Source organism: Lentzea flava, from assembly GCF_014648475.1.
GTDB classification, from domain to species: domain Bacteria; phylum Actinomycetota; class Actinomycetes; order Mycobacteriales; family Pseudonocardiaceae; genus Lentzea; species Lentzea flava.
The window spans coordinates 26,740-43,795 of sequence record NZ_BMRE01000018.1 but is presented as its reverse complement, the minus strand read 5'-3'; the positions used below and the strand labels follow the sequence as shown (position 1 = coordinate 43,795).

The window sequence follows — 17,056 nt, the reverse complement described above, 5'->3', positions numbered from 1 at the left end:
TGCGGTAGATGAACCGGCCGCGCGAGTCGACGGCGTACCACCACACGATCCAGCGCGCTTGCTCGTCGGTCGGCAAGAACGGCTCACCCGCGCGAGGCCCGGAAGGCTGCCGCACGTACTTGTAGAGCCAGTTCAAGATCGCCCAGCCGAGCGAGCGCTGCGGCAGATACCAGCCGCCGGACTTCCGGCGTCGCCAAGTCGGCCCGATGATGTGGCTGGGAGCCGGTACCAGGTCGGATTCCTCCACCGGCACCGTGCTCCCTATTTACTCGTCGTCAAAGTCCTCGTCGTGCTCGTCGCCAGGCGCGAAGCCAAACGGCAATTCCTCGCTCAGCTCGAATTCGCCATCGGTGTTGTCCACGAACTCTGGATCGAATGCGTCATCGCGAGTGATCGCGAGGGTGAAGAGGCGGATGCCGAGGATCTGCAACTCAATGGTCATGTCGACATCCCTCTCTCCAGGTTGGTGGGCAGCCAAGTAAGTGCTGCGTGACCAACGCTTCCAGCACATGTGACCACCGTCACAGGCTTGAAGATGGGCGTGCATTGGTCTAGTCGAACTGCGCGATATTTTTGCGCGGAATTTTGGGCGCCGCAGGTCGTAGAGAAGTCGGGGGCGCAACAAGGGGGCTTGTGTTGTAAGCCGCCTTACGACTTTACCCAGCACTGGTTTGGCTGCGGCGCAGTTCTATTGTGCTAGCATAGACAGCGCGGTCTGGAAACAATCGCGCTGTCGTGCATACTCGGCCGCATGACCGCTTTTGTCGAGGCCGTGTCGTCATGGCCCGCAGTCGCCGCCGTGGCGGTGGTGTTCCTGTCCGTCGCGTTGATCGTGTTCGTGGCGTGCAAGTCCACCGGCAAGTCTCGCGTGCGGATCTTTAAGGGCCTGGTCGAGATCGAGCACGAAGGCAACCCCGAGAACACGAACGGCGTCGCTCGTCAGTAACCAACGTACCCGCGGCCGGCTCGCATCCCGACCACACCAGGGACCCGACTCTCCGAGCCGTACCGCCCCCGCGCGTAGCGGACGCCCGCGATGATGCTGTCGACCGGATGGTAAATCTCGTTGTAGCCAGCCAAATGCCAACGCTCGAACGTCGGATCGATCGCCTGAATCAGGCCCTTCGACGGCGTCCCGGCGTAGAAGTTCGAGTCCCACAGGTTGATCGCACACGGATCACCGCTGGACTCCTTCTCGATGATCAGCAGCACTGCGGCACGGTCGGTGATCGCCCGTTCGCCATTCCACGCCAACGCGGCTGACGCCTGGTCGATCCACCGCTCCCGCGACTCGTACGACGCGACACCGCACGCGGGCATCGGGTCCCGCGGCGGAGGCAGCGGCGGTGCCGGGGCCGGTGGCACGGGGACCGTCGTCGACGAGGTCACCGGAGGTACCACCGGCCTCAGCGGGGCCACGGCGGGCAGCTCGGCCGCCGGGACGGCGACGAGCACCGGAGCGGACGAGCCGAGGAGCAGCACTAGTACGGCCGCGACCGCAGGCACGCGCGCGGTCACTTCAGCAGTTCCGCCCAGTCGTCCCACCAGACCTGACCCCAGTACTGGGTGTGCGGCATGTGGTCCCGCTGCCACGCGGCGACCGAGTCCACGGTCTCCTGCTCGTACAGGCCGTCCGCCCACGACGGGTAGCCCGGCGCGTATCCCTTGCGCTGCAACGCCTGCTGGATCAACTTGACCCACGGACGCTCGTGCTCGTAGTAGCCGCCGTGCGACTGCTCCGGGCCGTCCTTGTGGCCGAAGTACTCCGAGCGAGGAAGGGGGAACGCCGGTACAGACGGCGCAGAACCGCCGCCACGCCCCAGCACCAGCCGATCCCAATCCCGCGGACCGCAATCACCCGTGACCGGGAAGCCAACCGACCGCTGCCACGCCACCATTGCGTCGGTAGTCGGCTGCTCCCAGATCCCGTCAGCCCAACCGGGATGCGCGGGCGCCTTTCCAGCGCGCTGCAACGCCTGCTGAACCTGCCGGACCCACACCATTTCCTGTGCGTTGATCCCGCCGTGCTCGTTGTCCGGCCCCTGGATGTCGCCGAAGTAGTGCCCGCTGGCAAGCGGGAACTCGACTGCCGGAGTCGGCACCGGACCCGGCGCCGGAACGTTGCCACCCGCGACTCGCGGAATGATCACGTTCTGCGTCTGCGGAATCCGCTGTGGACCCGGACACGTCCGCGGACCACCCGCCCACTCGGTCGGAAACTGGTTGTGCCAACCGATTCCCGAGCCGTACGGACCGTTCGCGACGCGCTTCGGGATGCCGTGCACATCGCAGATCCACGCCGTCAGACGCGTGATCGCGTCCAGCTGCGCATCCGTCCACGGGATCGTCGGGTCCCCGCCATCCCACGTCTCGATCGACACCGCGAAGCCGTTCGCGTTCACGTTCGCATCGGCCTGAATGGACGTGTCGATGTACTGGTAGATCACGCCGTGCTGGCTCACGTAGAAGTGGCTCTCGACGACGACGCCGGGGGAATTCCAGTACCCCTCAAGGCTTTCCGCGGAACTGACCGCGGTGTGAAGGATCACCAGACGCGGCGTGATGCGCGGCTGCTGGTAGTTCTCCGGGATGAGTCGCTGAACGGCAAAAGGGCAAAGCGCCAAGCTGAGGAACCTCGTCTCTGGGAAAGAAGAAGGCCCAGGCGAGGAGCACTGCGTGGAAGCGCGATCAGACGCACCCCACGGCTCAACCCGCCTGGGCCAAGAAAAGAACTGGTGCTGCTACTGCGCGAACCGGTCCTTGAAGATCGACGCCACATCGACGACCTGACCGGCCGCGTGCTCCCGCTCGATCTCCAGCCGCACCCGGCGGCGATGTCCTTCCGCGACAAGCAGATCCGACAACGCGGACGTCACCGCGGCGAACATCTGCGCGGACGGCCGGCCACTGGACACCAGCGTGTTCGCGTGATGCAAGACGAACCGGGCGTAGGCCCAATCCGAAGGCTCGTAGTACCTCGCCTGCGCGGACTCGCGCAGCGAGCGGTAGAAGTCGGTGACCAGCGGGTGCGGGTTATCGATCCCCAACTCCGGTACGACAACCGCGCCCAACGCGGTGACCTTCTCCACCTCGACCTCGTCCTTGTTCCGCCGCACGCGCTGATCACTGCGCTTCGGCACGGGACCGCGGGAACCGATGACCCTCCACCTCCTTCGGCGACTCTGTGTCTTCTCGATGAGGAAGCGCGCGGCGCTGCCCCGGATGACGCTCGGTAGGACGTCGACGAAGACCTTGAAGACGGCGACGAGCCGCCAGGCCCTCCGCCGAACTCTTGATCCCGTGGCACGTCGAGCACGCCGCACGCAGGTTCACCGGCCGGTGATCGTCACCAGCCCGGATGTGGTCAACCTCGGTGGCCGAGCTGGTGCACCGCGGCCCGCGGATCTGGCAGCGGTACCCGTCGCGGTGCAACACGAGCTGACGCAATCGCGGCCAGTCCGGAGGTAGCCGGCGGCCCCGAGACGAGGTGTGCCAGGACAAGCCACACCTCCGTTCAGCCCACAATGGGCCTGACGAAAAGACGCAGCGGCCTCGTGATCTTCGTCTCGCGCACGTGCGCGTTTGATTACTAACAACCATGTCGGCCTCGGGGCCGACAGATGATTGTTTGATCGTTAATGGTCGCCTTGCGGGGCGACCAAATGATGGGAGAAGTTGAAGCTACAACTAGAAGTTCTTGTTGTAGCCCCCTCCGTAAGGTTCCCCCGCTGACAACCGTCCTTAGGGTGACCAGGCCCCAAAGCGTCACACGCAGAGCCGGAAAGTGGTCTAGCTCACAGCCCAGGTGGGATCGAATACGGGCCGTCACCGGCTCGTTTCCCGACGTATGGTGGATGACTCCGGCCGATCGTCGGGTTGACATGGGGGGCGAAAGTGGGTGCGCAGTGGGCGCGGATCAGTCTGCCAACGAGTGCTGGCGGATGGCTGCTCGGCATCAACGAGGACGGCGTCTGCATCGAGGTCGACGGCTGGAACGCCTACACCTCCGGGGCCGCTGAGCCACCGAAGGAGGGCCTGTTCGTCGGCCACCGCGGATTCAAGATCCCCCTCGTAGAGGTGCCCAAATTCCTCATCGCGCTCAACGCGGCTAGCAGCCTCGGATTCGCGCGTTCAGAGAATCGTGAAGAGGGGATCTGGAAGGTTGAGCAGGTTCGCGACCAGGTCTTCGTCCACGGGCCGCTGCGCGAGAGCACAGCAACCGACGGCATGGTGCGCGCGGGGACGCTCTTGTTGCCGTGGCTCGGGCTGTGTGAGCTAGGAACGCTATTGGCAGCACTACTGCCCCAGGTCTGACGAGCCGAGTCGGCCGACCGCGACAGGGGCGGAATTGACTTTCCACGCCGCGCGCCGATGTTCAGACTGGCAGGTGACCGCCCGACAAGGGAGCGAGACAGTGGCGAAGCGCCCGTTGACGCCGACCGAACTTGATCAACTCGGCCAAGCAGCCCTCAGCAACGCACTCGAACTGCTTGCTGACGCCCGTCTCTTGTTCGAGGCCGAGCGCTGGCCGCGCGCTTTCGCTCTCGCCACTCTCGCAGGCGAAGAGGTAGGCAAGTACGAAGCCTGTCGTCAGGCGGCGAGCAATCCGCCGGCTGACGACGCTGCTTGGAAGACCTTCTGGAAGGACTTGAGGGACCACAAACCCAAGTTCGCGACGATGTCCGGCCCGCTGGTGGACTCGATCTCTGCGCACTACCCCGCGTACAGCGCCGAAGGTCGTAAGCGTTGGGATTGGGTGCGCACGACGCTCACCGATCGCAACAGCGATCTGGCAAAGCTCGCTGACAAGAACAAGATGGCAGCGTTCTACGTCGATTTCGATGACGACAGCGTGTCGGTGCCAAACGAGATCGTGCACAGAGTCAACGCCGAGAACATGATCAATATGGTTTCCCGCGCCATCGCCTACCTTCCTCCGCAGTCCTCATCCGCGGGGCTTGAGCCATCTACGGCCGCGCTGCCGGCGTGGTGGATCAACGGCCCGACGACCTGAAAACCCGTACAGAACCGCAGGACCGCTATACGGTCCGGTCTAGGTGCCGGGGGTAGGGGTTACCCCCTGGGCTCTGACCAGGGGTGTTGTTGTTAAAGCGCAGGTCAGACGCGCTGTGCGCGTGCGTTGCTGTTGTTGTTGTGTGCCAACGGGTGCAGCTGCGTGCACGTGCGCTGACCAGTGTGGATGTGCTGGTGTAGGTGTGCTGATCAGCAGGTGAGGGTGTGCAGCTGCACCACGGGGTGCGCGTGCTGGCAGGTGTGCGTGTCCTGGTGTCCACGTGGGACGTGGTGTGCGTGCTGTTGTGGTTGTGCGCCAACACATCCGCGCCACGTGTGCAGGGCTGAGAGCCGCTGTGCGGGGAGATGTCCGCGCGGGGGAGCTGCGGCACCACGCGGTAGGGCTTGAGCGCTCACAGGACGCACCAGGCGGGGACCTTTGGGGTTGCCCAGGACGTCACCGGCAGGCCGTTGGACTGTTGGCGACCTGGGAAAACAGTGCGAATGCTGTGATCGGGGCCACAAATCATTCGGTTATGTTGCGTGGAACGAGAGTTCATGAGTAATGTTTGTCGTGTCGCCAGGAACGGCGGCGAAAACTTCAGACCAGCACCACTCGGGTTCTTGAGAATCAACTGCGACGTTGACTCGGAATGGCTGAATGGCTAAGGTCGAAGAAAGTTCGGCGCAGGGCGCGCCACTTAAACGCCCGTCTGCGGTGTCCTAACGTCAGTGGACTTTGAGAGCAACGACAGTCAATCGACGCAGGCGATAATGTTAAGTGGAACGATCTTGCTGTGGCAGTTCAGTAAGTAGCTAGGCCCCTCGGAGAGATCCGAACCGCATGGCTCCCTCGATACGGGTCATGGGGCATTGAAAGACGTTCTTTGAAAACTCCAGACGGTAGGAAGCGTGCCGAGAGATGGCCTCGTGATGGCCCGCCGCTGTAATGGGACAAACCGTTCCCGCCTACTGCAACCCGCTGAAAGCCCCGGCGGAATCCACTCTGAGGGTGGGCGTTACAACTTTCGAGCTTTGACCGTTGGGCAGAGGTTTCCTCTGCTCTTCGGTGAGATCTACGAGAGAGGTTTGACTTGGGAATGTTGCCGTTGGGACTGGCGTCTGTCTCCGTGTTGGAAGACGGTCGGGTGTCCCTGTATTTCGAGAGTTCGGCGCTAGCTTCGCGTTTCGTGTCCGCTATTCAGCGGGTATGTGAGGTTCCACTTCAGCAACAGGGCGAAATCGTGCGGTTCTGCAAGGCTTGAGCTGCAATCGAGAGGTGCGGACGTTGAACGTCAATGATCTAAGCCTGGACCTTTTCCTGATCGATCGGTGCAACACGTTGTGGATGTACCACTCCGCCGAACGAGACAAGGTTCGGGAAGTGGTGCTAACGCCAGAAGGTGTTCAGTACTCCGGTGAGCGCTGGTGGCACCGTTGGGACGCGGGATTCATGCGTCCGGCCACACGTGAGGATCTGGAAAAAGATCTGCAATACCAGGCCGACAACGCCTGAGTGATTATCGAGGGGCCACCTTGTGTGGCCCTTCTGTTGGCTACTCAGACGGAGGGTTGAAATGAAGGTCAAGCACCTCGTTGTGTGCTGCCTGCTCTCGGCCGCTCTTTGGGCAGGGCTGGGTTATCTGGCTGGCTCGATCCTCTTTGCGGAGGAAGGCGACATGTTGGCGAACTGTCACGTTTACGGCAACCGTCAATGTGGAGAGTCTGCCCCGTGGCACGGGTTCGTGGGGAAGTAGCCTGTCTTCTCTTTTCCGAATATGTTAAGTGGAACGAGCCATGATCATTGACGATATTGGTGTTGACGCTGCGGCCTACTACGTGGGGATGCGTCGGCCGTTTCGAATCGGCGTGAGTCTCTGGGCAACCAGGTCACCGGAGGAGTCATCAACGGGTGACCTGTCGCTGTCATGGGCTCACCGGTGGAAGCGAGATTTCGAAGAGATCGCCTACGTCGTGGTGGCGGAGGGGACTCCGGTTGCATGGATTCTGTGTGACGGGACTCCGGTCCTGCCTGATTGCAAGCTTTCGCCATCGGCCCACAGGTTTCAAATGATGATCGCTCCGGCCCTGTAGATCGGCGTAATTGGGGCAGAAGGGATCGGAATCCTTCGTTGGTTCCGTTAGCAGTTGATTTCCAGTCCGGGGCACGTCACGTACGTGCCTCGTATCGGGAAATCAAAGGCATGGGAGTGAAGTCATGATCAGCACCGTGACGCGGTGGACTGAAGAACAGATGGAAATCTTCTTTCAGCAGTACGTCACCACGGCTCTGTGGTCGAGCCTGGACGATGACGGGGAACCGCTGGACGCGGTTTTCTCTGTGGACGATTTCGAACGTGAGTCTGAGCAGTCGCTTTGGGAGGACTGCCACGACTTCGTGGTGTCGAACTGGCCTGATCTGTCTCGGCTGGACCCCGGACAGTGCGGACACGACTTCTGGCTTTCCCGGAATGGTCACGGGACCGGTTTCTGGGACCGGGGTAACGGTGCAATTGGTGACCGGTTGCACGCGGCGGCAAAGGTCTACGGATCTGTGCATTTGTGGGCGGATGACAACGGCTGGGTTCACGCCGAGTAGGGCACGGCTCACAAAAGACAATGGAACAAGTCTGAGGAGTGTTGGTGAGCGCCGAAGAGATCAAGATCAGTTGGACCGAAGAATGGACGTTCGAGCACACGGTGTCGCTGGCTCAAGCTCGTGAGTGGGCGGGGCTGGACGAAAGCGCTACGGCTGACGAGGTGGCGAATGCCCTTATGGGTGACGACTCGGAACTGGCGGACCAACTCGCCGAAATCGAGATCGAGAATCGCGACGACGCCGAGGTGTACCGGGAAGACATCGACGTAGAGGTGGTGTGATGAGCGACTTCGACGTGATCGAGTTCGAAGTCTGTTCCGTGTGCCTCTACCTCGTCGCTTACGGCGAATACAACGACGGGGAAAACACGGCGGAAGAGAAGTGGAAGGCATGGGAGGAGTCGGGTAACGCCGACTTCGTCCAGTACATGTCGCCTGCCTGCAACTGCGAAGAGGAATGCGGAGGATTCACCCACTCATCGTGTGACCTCTGCGGGGTGACCGGATTCGAGCCCCACAAGGCAGTAGCGCTCATACCTAAGAGCGCTGCCTGTTCGAGTTGAACTGATTCGGTCGGACACGGTTCCCGTGTCTGCGCCGTGTTAGGCCAAATCGAACGTGAGGAAGCAATGAATAAGGACTTTGATGCGTTGCTGAACGCTGTCCGGACCACAATTGACGAACTTCGCGTTCGTGGTGCGAACCGGCAGGCAAACGCCGAGAACCTGACTGGTTGTGCTGCCACCACGATGCGCGAAAAGGGGCTTGCGCTGACGCACGCAGCCGCGTGGCTGGAGATCGGAGCCAAGGAGGCACTGGGGATTGCCCCCAAGATTGGGGGAGAGTGGGAGTGAGCGCGTTTCAGGTTGGAGACTTCATCGCTCCTAAAGACGTGTGGCACCGGAGCGGACTGTTCGAGAAGAAATTCGTCTATCAGGTTCGTGACACGCGGTCGGATCACTTGGCGGATATCAAGGTTCGGCACGTCGGGGAGATGAATCGCGACGGCACCGACTTTGATCCTGGCATCAGGACCACGGTCGGTGACCTGTGGTCGTACTCCTCGGACTTCGAGCTGGTCTCTGTTGATCCGGAAACCCCCTGATTTCCTCGCTTTGATCAGGGCGCGAATGGTCGCGCTCTGGTCATGGTGAGCAAATCAACCGAATGGGGAAGAGTTGAAGCCGCTGGTTGCTATGCGCTTCATTAGGCGGTACGTGGCGGAGTGGGATCGGGCAGCGGAATTCCTCCCGGTGAAGGCTCGGAACACTCAGCGATTGATAGTCGCTCCGATGGTGGTTGACGGTGCTGACCACCTTCGGAAATGGCTAGATCTGAGGATCGTGGAGTTCCGCCACTGTATTGATCTCGTGTCGGCTGCTGAGTCGAAAGGCATCGACCCCGGACCCGCGTTGTTTGTGCTGCGGGATTCGGTTCGGAGCTTCCTCGCGGAGATCGAGGAAGCGGAGATCTCGGAAGCTAGCTAGTTCCGTTCGGCACGATTCTATTCGTGCCGCTCGGTGCTCGCTAACAATCCGGCAGAAGGAAGATATGGGTAAGCCGAACGCGCGCCAGGCAAAGAATATCGAATCGCTGTTGGCACTCATCGAACATCCGCGAACGAGCGAGGAAGAACGAGACGCGGGACGGCGGGCGCTCAAGCGAATCTATGACGCCCTGAAAATGCATGATGTCGACGAAAGCTCAGAGGATCGTTGGCTGTACAACCCTGGGGCGTGGAAGGGCAGCAAGTACGACGAAGCGAAGGGGTTGAGCCTGCCCGAGATCGCAAAGCTGATTCGTGCCGATCTGAAGCTCGCCCGGAAAATCGGGCAGAAGATTACCGACCCGGCGGCGCTGGCAGTGATCGATCCGATGGCGGATGCCCCGGCGGAAATCAAGATCAGTGTTAGGTCGCAGTACTACTCCGGCGGCGGAGCGATCGACGTGACGATCAAGAACATTCCGCAAGAGTGGGGGTGGACGGTGCAGAAGGATGACTGGGGAAACGACCAGCGGATCGCAACCCCAGCAATGACCGCGCTGTACCGCGAGGTGGAGACGATTCACCAGGCCTACAACTACGACAACTCGGACGTCCAGTCGGACTACTTCGAGAGGAATTACGCGGGCCACGTCAGCACCGAGCCGAACATACGTATCAAGCGCTGGTGACCAACTGATTCCGTTCAGCACGAAGGCTTCGTGCTGCTCGGTGTCCGTTCGTCGAGATTGTAGGTGGCTGTATGCCTATCGCTGTTCGATTCGAGTTCACGCCGGATGACGGTGGTGAAGGCAAGAAGGAGGTTCGCAGGTTCGATCGAGAGCACTTCTTGGTTGGTCCTGAGTCTGATGAGAACGAGATGACGAGCTGGGCACGCGAAGCATTCGTGTTCCTCGACGAAGAGTGGCTGGGCAATTATCGGGGTCTCGGCTATTACTGCGTGGTAATTCAGGAAGAAGAAGGGTTGGACGTCAAGATTCTGGGCGAGTGCGGTTCGAGGGTCGAGACGGTTCCCGCCTTCGCGGAAACCCGCGGATGGGTCAACGTCCATCAGAACAACAGCGGCGAGCCATGCGTTCACTCGGGCTTGTGGGTTAGCTGCGCTTATACCTCGCCCAACTGTCCACAGAACTGCCGGGCTTCGGAGATTCTGGCCGAAGAACCCAGCGGTAAGTAGCTGGAGTCTTCGACAGATTCCGTCCTGCACGAAACGGTTCGTGCAGTGCGGTGTTTGTGAGAAGCCTTGATATTCGAGAACGGAGAAGACATGAGCACGCGCAAGGTCGAGTTCGTCATCCGGGAAGTCTTGGAGACCAAGCTCGTCGTGGAGTTCGACGTCGAGAACATCGACCTCGACGACCTGAAGTCAGAAGAGGACCCGACTGGCCTCAAGACGCTGGTGTGGGACGAGTGGGAGCAGTTTGACCACCTGCTCGGGGACCGCGACCACCTGTCGAACCGGTCATTTCTGGAGCCCATCGAGAGCCAGGTGATCAGCGCGCAGTTGGCGCCCGACAGCGTTCCCGTGACGCGGACTCGAAACGAAGGTATGGCCACCGTGCACGCCCTCGTGCCGCGCGGTGAGCGTCAGTCCTGGCGGATGGTCGCGCGGCACGTGCCCCCGTCCACCGCGGAACTGCTGACGCAGCACCTGCCGTACGAGACCCGCGTGTGGGCGTAGCCGCAGTTCTGTTCGCAGGGCGTCTGATCGTGCTCAATCAGAAGGCTTGAGCACCGGTCATGGTCCAACGAGCAAACCACAGCGGGAGAACAACATGGCCACGGTGACCCAGACCTACTACGCCGACGACACCGACCCCACGATCGAGGCCCACTACCGGGTCCGCATCGTGGTGAACGGCATCGAGTGGGAACTCGACCTGTCGCGCGACAACCACGACGAGTTCAACGCCGACATGAAGAAGTGGACCCAGCACGCCAGGAAGGTCGGCGGGCAGCGGATCGAGCCCAAACCGCTGAAGGGCCGGAAGTTCTCGGTTGAAGACGAGGACGAGCGCAAGCAGATCCGGGCCTGGGCGGTGGCGAACGGAAAGGACGTGTCGGAGCACGGCGGAAGGCTGGCGGACGACTACATCCGGCAGTACTGCCAGCCGAACCGGCCGGACAAGCGCACCACTGCCCGTCCCGATCCGGATGTCGCGGTCGTGGCTTCGAACCCCGGTCCCGTTGATGCGATGCCGGAGCCTGAGGCACATGAGCCCGAGGAACGTTTGATCCAAGGCCTGATGACCCAGGAGGGTTGGTTCTACGAGTCCTACGACGACGCCCTCACGGTGGCCAAGCGGATGGGCAGGCACGCGATCCGCAAGGACGGCGGAGGCCTGGTTGTCATCGAGCTGGGTGTCTCCTATCAGCAGTCCTTGAAGGAAGCTGCTGCGAAGGAGAAGGCCGCGCCCGGCACTCAGGCTCCGGTGGTCGCTGCGGTGAAGACGAACAGGAACGCCACGCGGGCGGTCATGCGCAAGCTCTTCTCCGAGGTGAGCATGTGGCGCACCGCTGCTGACTCGATGAGCCTGGACACCAAGGAGGACTTCGTCCAGCAGGCGAAGGCTTGGCTGGGCGACAAGACGAACCTCAGCCACAAGACGCTGGAGACGGCCGACTGGGACGAGGTCTACAAGTACGCGGTGTCCACCAGGCAGGCCGAGGCCTCCGCGGAAGTGGGTTCGAGGACCGAGCCGGCCGGAGCTGCCAACGTTCAGAAGACCGCTGAAAGCGCTGGCTCCACGCCGAAGAGCGGGCGCCGCACCAAGGCCGCGCCTCGCACCAACGCCACCGACAAGAAGCCGGAGACAGCGGGGACGAACGCCAAGCCGGCCGGGGGTCGTGGCGCGGCGAAGGCTTCGCCTAAGGCGGCCTCGTCTCCGAGCCCGCGCCGTCAAGCTGCTGCTTGAAAGCCCACCAGGGTGTGACTGAAAGGCAGGGGAGCGAGAGCCCGCTCCCCTGCAAGAAGGCTTGAGCCCGGCAGGCAACACGAGAGATGTGCGTAGTTGTACGGATGCCTGCCGAACCGAGGCACGCCAGAGTGATTGTTGATCATGTGGGTAACGGCGTCGCAGCAGCGACCGCAGACCAGGGGCGAGAGGGGGTATGTTGCGTGGAACGAGCGATCTCGTTAACCTACGGCCGTGCATATGGTCGCAGGGGGGTGGGTCCGTTGACGCGCATGGGCAGGCCTAACGGCGGTGACTCGGGCGCTACGCCTGAGGTCATCATGGCTCTGAAGAGGGCTGGGAACAGCCAGCGTTCGATCGCACAAAGATTCGATGTTTCCGAGGCGGCTGTCAGCCTGCGGCTGGGTCGAGCAGGGCTCATCGACTCCACCCCTCGTAGCGACGCGATGAAGCACTTCCCGTGGAAGCTTGGCCGTGCGTTCCATGACGCATCCCTGGGCAAGCTCGTGAGAAACCATCTGGAGTTCGTGGCGACGAATGGCCACGGGATGAGCGAAGACAAGCTCAAGCGACTACGCGCGCTCTATAAGAAGCTGCTGGGCGAAGAGCAGTTCGCCGAAGCTTTGGAGAGGGGGAAGCTCGACCCGACCACGCCGCCGAAGTTCGTGGTCGAGTTCGACCCGGCGATACCGCCGGGCAAGGGCAACAAGACCGGCGGGTTCGCCCTCGTCCCTTGGGAGGAAAGGGACGGTGACCTGTTGATCCGAAGGAATGAACACGCGGAGTTGTCCGACGACGCGCTCATGGTGTTGAGGTTCCCGAAGCGTCTGCCATGACAACTTCACTCTGGGGGGCTTGTGAAAGGAAAGTGTGATGCACCGAGACAGACTCACCTGGTTTTCCGACAGCACTTCTTGATCGCGTCGATGGTGGAGAGTGACTGCACCCTCTACCTAACGGTGTACCGAAGCCCGGTCGTCGAGGAAACCGATCCGCTGTATCAGCCGGTGAACGAGGTGCTGGGGGGGCTCCTGTTTCACAATGGAGTTCGAATCCGTCGTTGAAGACCCGCAGTTCTACTACCGGGAAGCCATCTGGACCCTCGCGGTGATCCATCAAGAATGCCCCGGTGACGGAACGCCCCACGTCTGCGCCGCCGAGCGGCGCGAGGGGGCCGTGCGCAAGGCGGCGTGACAATTGCAGAAAAGATCTGTCAGTCAGATCAAGGAATACCGGGCCTGTCCAGCCCGGTATTTTTTGTGCCGAATCGAGAAGGTATGGCAGCGACCGGCCGCCTGGCTCTCCCAAGGAACCGCGGTGCACGCTGCTGCGGAGGCGTGGGAGAAGTCCGGACGGACGATGTCGTTGGCCGCGGTGCAGGAGGTGTTCCGGCGGGTGTACGCCGAGGGCATCAACGCGATGGCCGGGGAGACACCGAACTGGAACTTCTGGTTCGCGTCGGGGCCGTACCGCGGCGCGGTTGACGTCGAACGAAGGTATGGCCTAGGGCTCGACCAGGCTGACCGGTACTTGCGCTACTACACCGAGCGCGCACCGCGTGAGGTCATCTGGATCGCGCCGGACGGAACGCCCGCGGTCGAGCTGGGGTTCGAGATCTGGCTTGGCTCGGTGCCGGTCCGCGGATACCTCGACCAGGCGGTGATCGACCCGCGTGAAGGGTTGATCGTCCGCGACATCAAGAGCGGCAACAGCCCCGGCGACGCGTTCCAACTCGCCGTGTACGCCGAGGCGATTCGCCAGGTCTACGGCCAGGAAGTCCACAAGGGCGACTACTGGATGGGAAAGTCAGGCAAGCCAACGCTTTTCTACGACCTCACGGAGTGGCCGGCAACCCGGCTCGTGGAGGAGTTCGAGGAAGTGGACGAATTGATCAAGGCCGAGAAGTTCGACCCGACCCCGGATGAGAAGACCTGCATGTTCTGCCCGGTGCGCACGTCCTGCCCGATCTTTCAGGCCTAGATGTTAAGTGGAACGAAGGAGGTTGGTTGAGCTACCTGGTGATCACCGCGGTCGTTGTCGTGTTGCTGATGGTCTCGTGGCGGCTGGTTCGGTCGAGCCTGCGCATGATCAAAGAAGGCTTGGCAGGGCTGGGCACCGTCCTGTTCACCATCGGCGCACTTTCGCTCGTCGGCATGTTCGCTGTGTTGGGGCACCGCGACGAACGGCCGTCGCCGACGAACGGGTGCTACGAGGTGACCCGCGATGCCGGCCGGTTCCACAAGGTGCCGGGCTCGCTGGTCGTTGACGGCGTCGGGTACCTGCCGATCCGGTGCCCCTGAATTCGAAAGGACGAGTGAGGAGGGGAGGTTTGATTCATCTACACCCTGTTGCAGAGTTCGAGAATCCGCGGTGCCGCGGGTGATCCGCTGCCCACGGTGTTCGAGAGCCTTGAGGACGCCGACACCAGGTTGTTGCGGAGCCAGCTCACGCTGATCGCGGGCGGTCCTGGCTCGCTCAAGTCCACGCTCGCGCTGAACATCGCGCTGAAGTCCGGCGTGAACGCGCTCTACCTGTCGGCCGACAGCGACGCATTCACGCAAGCGTCGCGTGGGATGTCGGTCCTGACGGGGTCCTCGCTCAGCGCGTCCGGCTCGTCGGTGCGCAACAACGCACTCGACGCCGTCCGGGCGGAACTGGCGGGTGCGCCGATCCGGTTCGCCTACGACCCGGCTCCGACCCTCGACGTGATCGAGACGCAAGTTGAGGCCTACGAAGAGGTCTACGGCGCGTTTCCAGAGCTGATCGTGGTCGACAACGTCACCAACGTCCGCATGGACGCGGGGCAGGAGAGCGATCCGTCCAACGGCCTGGAGTGGCTGATGGACTATTTGCATGGGATGGCCAGGCACACCGAGGCCTGCGTCATCGGCCTGCACCACGTCACGGGCAGCTTCAACGACTCGGACAGGCCGATTCCGCTGTCCGGCGTCAAAGGACAGATCGGCAGGGTCCCCGAACTGATCCTGACCCTGCACCGGCCAGCCCCGGACATCCTGGCCGTGTCCACGGTGAAGCACCGAGGGGGCAAGGCGGACGCCTCCGGCATGACGTTCGTCGAGCTGGAGTTCGACGCCGACACCATGTCCATCCGCGACCTCGCGCCCACCACAGGGCACGGTGGTCCGTGGAACGAGGCGGTCTTCTGACCGCGAAACGGCGCCGCTGCCGGGACTGCATCGCCGAAGGCGTTGGTACGCAACGCAACGCGCCTCACCCAGGGCCGCGGTGCGCCACGCATCACCGTCAGGTTGTGCAGGCTCGACGGGAACGAGACCGCAGTGCGCGGATCGAGCGCACCTACGGAATCAGCGAGGCGCAATACCAGGCGATCTACCGCGCACAAGGTGGCGTGTGCGCGATCTGCCGCCGTGCCAAGGGAAACGGCCGCGTCCGCCTGTCGGTGGACCACGACCACACGTGCTGTCCCGGCTCGACGAGCTGCGGAAAGTGCGTGCGCGGGCTGCTGTGCAAACCCTGCAACCGCAACGTGCTCGGGCACCTGCGCGACGAGGTCCAGGCCCTCATGCGGGCGATCGACTACCTCACCACACCGCCCGCTCAGGCGGTGCTCAACACCTGACCACACAACAGAAAAGGGGAATGTGTGCAGGCAGACAAGCTGCTCAGTCTGATCGACATCGCCGGACAGGTGCAGGGATCACAGCACCTGATCAAGACCGGCGGCTGGTTGTCCTGGTCGATCCACCTGGAAAACGGCGACTGGGTGCTCACCGCGACGTTCGAGGACTCCGAGACCAAGCAGGTGTCCCAGCAGTCATGGGTGCTCACCCCGTACCTGCCGCGAACGAAGTGGGGTGTGCGTCGGACGAGCCCATTGCGACGCTGATCCGGCACTGGTTTCCGCTGTGGACACCACCAGCCGGCAACGCCCGCTGGCTCAAAACCCGGTGCCCCTTCCACGACGAAGCCCACGCGTCCGCCTCGATTTCCTATGAATACCAAGCCTTCCGCTGCCACGGGTGCGGCGTGAAGGGCGACATCATCGGACTGATCCGGGAACGGGAGGAACTGGCTTTTGGCGCCGCTCAGCGCCGCGCAGAAGAAATTCTTGGGGGAAGCTACAAGCCGGTACCACGCGAGTCTGCCAGGGTCACCCGCCGCAGAGCATTTGGAGAGCCGCGGACTGTTGGCTCCGAGCGTGCGGGACCTGGTCGACAAGTACCGCCTTGGCTTCGTTGACGATCCGCTACCAGGCCACGAGCAGTACCAGGGCATGTTGGCGATCCCATACCTGCGGTGGGCGCCACGGATCGGCTGGTCGGTCGCGACCATGCGGTTCCGCTGCCTGCTCGCCAACTGCGACCACGGCGGCCACCGCGGCGGCAAGTACGCCTCAATGCCAGAGCACCCGCCGCGGATCTACAACACGCTGGCCCTGCTCGACGACACCGACGACATCGGCGTCACCGAGGGCGAGTTCGACGCCATCACCGCCTCCGTCAGCGGGATTCCCACCATCGGCATCCCCGGCGCCGACGCGTGGCGCAAGCACTTCCGCGAACCCCTACTCGGATACCGCCACGTCTACGTCTTCACCGACGGAGACCGAGCCGGCAACGCCTTCGGCGAATTGCTGATCAAGGAACTACCCAACGCCCTGATCGTCCCCATGCCCACAGGCGAGGACGTCAGCTCACTCGTGCTCAAGCACGGAAAACACGCCCTTCTGGAAAGGACCCGCACATGACCCGCTACACCCCCGGAACCCCGGTCATCATCACCAGCAGCCTGTTCCGCGGCTTCTACGGCGTCGTCGACTCCTGGCAGGAGAAGAAGCAGCGCTACATCGTCGCGATCGACGGCGGCACCCGCCTGTCCCTGCTGGCGGACTCCATCACCCCGATCCCCCAGCCGAAGACCGCCACGACCGACCGCGCCAAGACCGAGCGGGCCAAGGCCGCGGAAGCCGAGCTGGCCGCCGCGCTGCTCCTGCTGCTCCTGCTCACCGCCCCCGCTGACAAGCCCACGAAGAACAACTGAAAGA

At 62.6% G+C, this 17,056-nt stretch carries 30 protein-coding genes; 26 read left to right on the top strand and 4 right to left on the bottom strand.

What is annotated here, in order from left to right:
* Positions 1–265: 265 nt before the first annotated feature.
* Positions 266–442, bottom strand: coding sequence for a hypothetical protein (locus IEZ09_RS21275; protein ID WP_189255482.1), 177 nt, complete (start codon positions 440–442; stop codon positions 266–268).
* Between the two features lie 309 nt (positions 443–751).
* Here IEZ09_RS21275 and IEZ09_RS21270 point away from each other — a divergent pair, with 309 nt between their 5' ends.
* Complete coding sequence (locus tag IEZ09_RS21270; RefSeq protein WP_189255481.1) at positions 752–946, top strand: hypothetical protein; 195 nt, start codon at positions 752–754, stop codon at positions 944–946.
* On the opposite strand, the gene IEZ09_RS21265 is transcribed toward IEZ09_RS21270, so the two are convergent.
* From IEZ09_RS21265 to IEZ09_RS21255, 3 genes are all read right to left on the bottom strand, one after another.
* The gene (locus IEZ09_RS21265) at positions 940–1,518 is read right to left on the bottom strand and encodes a transglycosylase SLT domain-containing protein (RefSeq protein WP_229812800.1); all 579 of its coding nucleotides are present in this window, start codon (positions 1,516–1,518) and stop codon (positions 940–942) included. The genes IEZ09_RS21270 and IEZ09_RS21265 overlap by 7 nt on opposite strands.
* Positions 1,515–2,624 carry a peptidoglycan recognition protein family protein gene (locus IEZ09_RS21260; RefSeq protein WP_189255480.1) on the bottom strand — a complete coding sequence of 370 codons (1,110 nt, stop codon included), beginning with the start codon at positions 2,622–2,624 and terminating at the stop codon, positions 1,515–1,517. The genes IEZ09_RS21265 and IEZ09_RS21260 overlap by 4 nt, the downstream gene beginning before the upstream one ends.
* Positions 2,625–2,741: 117 nt before the next feature.
* Positions 2,742–3,140, bottom strand: a complete 399-nt coding sequence (locus tag IEZ09_RS21255) for a phage terminase small subunit (RefSeq protein WP_229812799.1) — start codon at positions 3,138–3,140, stop codon at positions 2,742–2,744.
* Positions 3,141–3,894: 754 nt separating this feature from the next.
* Here IEZ09_RS21255 and IEZ09_RS21250 point away from each other — a divergent pair.
* From IEZ09_RS21250 to IEZ09_RS21135, 25 genes are all read left to right on the top strand, one after another.
* Positions 3,895–4,314, top strand: coding sequence for a hypothetical protein (locus tag IEZ09_RS21250; protein ID WP_189255479.1), 420 nt, complete (start codon positions 3,895–3,897; stop codon positions 4,312–4,314).
* A gap of 100 nt (positions 4,315–4,414) precedes the next feature.
* Positions 4,415–5,014: an AbiV family abortive infection protein gene (locus IEZ09_RS21245; RefSeq protein WP_189255478.1), complete on the top strand. Its 600-nt coding sequence runs from the start codon at positions 4,415–4,417 to the stop codon at positions 5,012–5,014.
* Positions 5,015–5,238: 224 nt separating this feature from the next.
* Entirely contained in the window at positions 5,239–5,361 is a 123-nt protein-coding gene (locus tag IEZ09_RS47480; protein WP_268247637.1) for a hypothetical protein, read from the top strand.
* A 940-nt stretch (positions 5,362–6,301) separates the two neighbouring features.
* The gene (locus IEZ09_RS21240; protein WP_189255477.1) at positions 6,302–6,529 is read left to right on the top strand and encodes a hypothetical protein; all 228 of its coding nucleotides are present in this window, start codon (positions 6,302–6,304) and stop codon (positions 6,527–6,529) included.
* A 702-nt stretch (positions 6,530–7,231) separates the two neighbouring features.
* Positions 7,232–7,612, top strand: coding sequence for a hypothetical protein (locus IEZ09_RS21235; protein ID WP_189255476.1), 381 nt, complete (start codon positions 7,232–7,234; stop codon positions 7,610–7,612).
* Between the two features lie 44 nt (positions 7,613–7,656).
* A complete protein-coding gene (locus IEZ09_RS21230; RefSeq protein WP_189255475.1) occupies positions 7,657–7,893 on the top strand; it encodes a hypothetical protein in 237 nt (78 codons plus the stop codon).
* A complete protein-coding gene (locus tag IEZ09_RS21225) occupies positions 7,893–8,174 on the top strand; it encodes a hypothetical protein (RefSeq protein ID WP_189255474.1) in 282 nt (93 codons plus the stop codon). Before IEZ09_RS21230 ends, IEZ09_RS21225 begins: the two co-directional genes overlap by 1 nt.
* 66 nt (positions 8,175–8,240) lie before the next feature.
* Complete coding sequence (locus IEZ09_RS21220; RefSeq protein WP_189255473.1) at positions 8,241–8,465, top strand: hypothetical protein; 225 nt, start codon at positions 8,241–8,243, stop codon at positions 8,463–8,465.
* Positions 8,462–8,716 carry a hypothetical protein gene (locus IEZ09_RS21215; protein WP_189255472.1) on the top strand — a complete coding sequence of 85 codons (255 nt, stop codon included), beginning with the start codon at positions 8,462–8,464 and terminating at the stop codon, positions 8,714–8,716. The genes IEZ09_RS21220 and IEZ09_RS21215 overlap by 4 nt, the downstream gene beginning before the upstream one ends.
* Before the next feature lie 73 nt (positions 8,717–8,789).
* Positions 8,790–9,098 carry a hypothetical protein gene (locus tag IEZ09_RS21210; protein WP_189255471.1) on the top strand — a complete coding sequence of 103 codons (309 nt, stop codon included), beginning with the start codon at positions 8,790–8,792 and terminating at the stop codon, positions 9,096–9,098.
* Between the two features lie 64 nt (positions 9,099–9,162).
* Positions 9,163–9,786 carry a hypothetical protein gene (locus IEZ09_RS21205; RefSeq protein ID WP_189255470.1) on the top strand — a complete coding sequence of 208 codons (624 nt, stop codon included), beginning with the start codon at positions 9,163–9,165 and terminating at the stop codon, positions 9,784–9,786.
* Positions 9,787–9,857: 71 nt separating this feature from the next.
* Positions 9,858–10,292 carry a uroporphyrinogen decarboxylase/cobalamine-independent methonine synthase family protein gene (locus IEZ09_RS21200; RefSeq protein ID WP_189255469.1) on the top strand — a complete coding sequence of 145 codons (435 nt, stop codon included), beginning with the start codon at positions 9,858–9,860 and terminating at the stop codon, positions 10,290–10,292.
* Positions 10,293–10,382: 90 nt separating this feature from the next.
* The gene (locus tag IEZ09_RS21195) at positions 10,383–10,796 is read left to right on the top strand and encodes a hypothetical protein (RefSeq protein WP_189255468.1); all 414 of its coding nucleotides are present in this window, start codon (positions 10,383–10,385) and stop codon (positions 10,794–10,796) included.
* 94 nt (positions 10,797–10,890) lie between these two features.
* Positions 10,891–12,030: an Lsr2 dimerization domain-containing protein gene (locus IEZ09_RS21190; protein WP_189255467.1), complete on the top strand. Its 1,140-nt coding sequence runs from the start codon at positions 10,891–10,893 to the stop codon at positions 12,028–12,030.
* A 263-nt stretch (positions 12,031–12,293) separates the two neighbouring features.
* Complete coding sequence (locus IEZ09_RS21185; RefSeq protein WP_189255466.1) at positions 12,294–12,866, top strand: hypothetical protein; 573 nt, start codon at positions 12,294–12,296, stop codon at positions 12,864–12,866.
* 90 nt (positions 12,867–12,956) lie between these two features.
* The gene (locus tag IEZ09_RS47935) at positions 12,957–13,094 is read left to right on the top strand and encodes a hypothetical protein (protein ID WP_189255465.1); all 138 of its coding nucleotides are present in this window, start codon (positions 12,957–12,959) and stop codon (positions 13,092–13,094) included.
* Complete coding sequence (locus tag IEZ09_RS21175) at positions 13,072–13,224, top strand: hypothetical protein (protein ID WP_189255464.1); 153 nt, start codon at positions 13,072–13,074, stop codon at positions 13,222–13,224. The genes IEZ09_RS47935 and IEZ09_RS21175 overlap by 23 nt, the downstream gene beginning before the upstream one ends.
* Before the next feature lie 3 nt (positions 13,225–13,227).
* Positions 13,228–14,010, top strand: a complete 783-nt coding sequence (locus tag IEZ09_RS21170; protein ID WP_189255463.1) for a RecB family exonuclease — start codon at positions 13,228–13,230, stop codon at positions 14,008–14,010.
* Between the two features lie 26 nt (positions 14,011–14,036).
* Positions 14,037–14,330, top strand: a complete 294-nt coding sequence (locus IEZ09_RS21165) for a hypothetical protein (protein ID WP_189255462.1) — start codon at positions 14,037–14,039, stop codon at positions 14,328–14,330.
* Positions 14,331–14,378: 48 nt separating this feature from the next.
* Positions 14,379–15,197 (top strand): AAA family ATPase, encoded by an 819-nt coding sequence (locus IEZ09_RS21160; protein WP_229812797.1) that lies wholly within the window; start codon positions 14,379–14,381, stop codon positions 15,195–15,197.
* A gap of 104 nt (positions 15,198–15,301) precedes the next feature.
* Positions 15,302–15,631: an endonuclease VII domain-containing protein gene (locus IEZ09_RS21155; protein ID WP_229812796.1), complete on the top strand. Its 330-nt coding sequence runs from the start codon at positions 15,302–15,304 to the stop codon at positions 15,629–15,631.
* Positions 15,632–15,655: 24 nt separating this feature from the next.
* Positions 15,656–15,898, top strand: a complete 243-nt coding sequence (locus IEZ09_RS21150; RefSeq protein ID WP_189255461.1) for a hypothetical protein — start codon at positions 15,656–15,658, stop codon at positions 15,896–15,898.
* Positions 15,829–16,251, top strand: a complete 423-nt coding sequence (locus tag IEZ09_RS47930; RefSeq protein ID WP_189255460.1) for a CHC2 zinc finger domain-containing protein — start codon at positions 15,829–15,831, stop codon at positions 16,249–16,251. The genes IEZ09_RS21150 and IEZ09_RS47930 overlap by 70 nt, the downstream gene beginning before the upstream one ends.
* Positions 16,211–16,759: a toprim domain-containing protein gene (locus IEZ09_RS21140; protein ID WP_229812795.1), complete on the top strand. Its 549-nt coding sequence runs from the start codon at positions 16,211–16,213 to the stop codon at positions 16,757–16,759. The genes IEZ09_RS47930 and IEZ09_RS21140 overlap by 41 nt, the downstream gene beginning before the upstream one ends.
* Complete coding sequence (locus IEZ09_RS21135; RefSeq protein ID WP_189255459.1) at positions 16,756–17,052, top strand: hypothetical protein; 297 nt, start codon at positions 16,756–16,758, stop codon at positions 17,050–17,052. Before IEZ09_RS21140 ends, IEZ09_RS21135 begins: the two co-directional genes overlap by 4 nt.
* Positions 17,053–17,056 lie beyond the last annotated feature (4 nt).

Excerpts from the sequence above, each read along its gene's own strand:
- IEZ09_RS21225 (WP_189255474.1), top strand. The coding sequence starts at position 7,893 with ATGAGCGACTTCGACGTGATCGAGTTCGAAGTCTGTTCCGTGTGCCTC.
- IEZ09_RS21195 (WP_189255468.1), top strand. The coding sequence starts at position 10,383 with ATGAGCACGCGCAAGGTCGAGTTCGTCATCCGGGAAGTCTTGGAGACC.
- IEZ09_RS21175 (WP_189255464.1), top strand. The coding sequence starts at position 13,072 with ATGGAGTTCGAATCCGTCGTTGAAGACCCGCAGTTCTACTACCGGGAA.
- IEZ09_RS21270 (WP_189255481.1), top strand. The coding sequence starts at position 752 with ATGACCGCTTTTGTCGAGGCCGTGTCGTCATGGCCCGCAGTCGCCGCC.
- IEZ09_RS21220 (WP_189255473.1), top strand. The coding sequence starts at position 8,241 with ATGAATAAGGACTTTGATGCGTTGCTGAACGCTGTCCGGACCACAATT.
- IEZ09_RS47930 (WP_189255460.1), top strand. The coding sequence starts at position 15,829 with ATGGGTGCTCACCCCGTACCTGCCGCGAACGAAGTGGGGTGTGCGTCG.
- IEZ09_RS21275 (WP_189255482.1), bottom strand. The coding sequence starts at position 442 with ATGACCATTGAGTTGCAGATCCTCGGCATCCGCCTCTTCACCCTCGCG.
- IEZ09_RS21190 (WP_189255467.1), top strand. The coding sequence starts at position 10,891 with ATGGCCACGGTGACCCAGACCTACTACGCCGACGACACCGACCCCACG.
- IEZ09_RS21235 (WP_189255476.1), top strand. The coding sequence starts at position 7,232 with ATGATCAGCACCGTGACGCGGTGGACTGAAGAACAGATGGAAATCTTC.
- IEZ09_RS21135 (WP_189255459.1), top strand. The coding sequence starts at position 16,756 with ATGACCCGCTACACCCCCGGAACCCCGGTCATCATCACCAGCAGCCTG.
- IEZ09_RS47935 (WP_189255465.1), top strand. The coding sequence starts at position 12,957 with ATGGTGGAGAGTGACTGCACCCTCTACCTAACGGTGTACCGAAGCCCG.
- IEZ09_RS21200 (WP_189255469.1), top strand. The coding sequence starts at position 9,858 with ATGCCTATCGCTGTTCGATTCGAGTTCACGCCGGATGACGGTGGTGAA.
- IEZ09_RS21205 (WP_189255470.1), top strand. The coding sequence starts at position 9,163 with ATGGGTAAGCCGAACGCGCGCCAGGCAAAGAATATCGAATCGCTGTTG.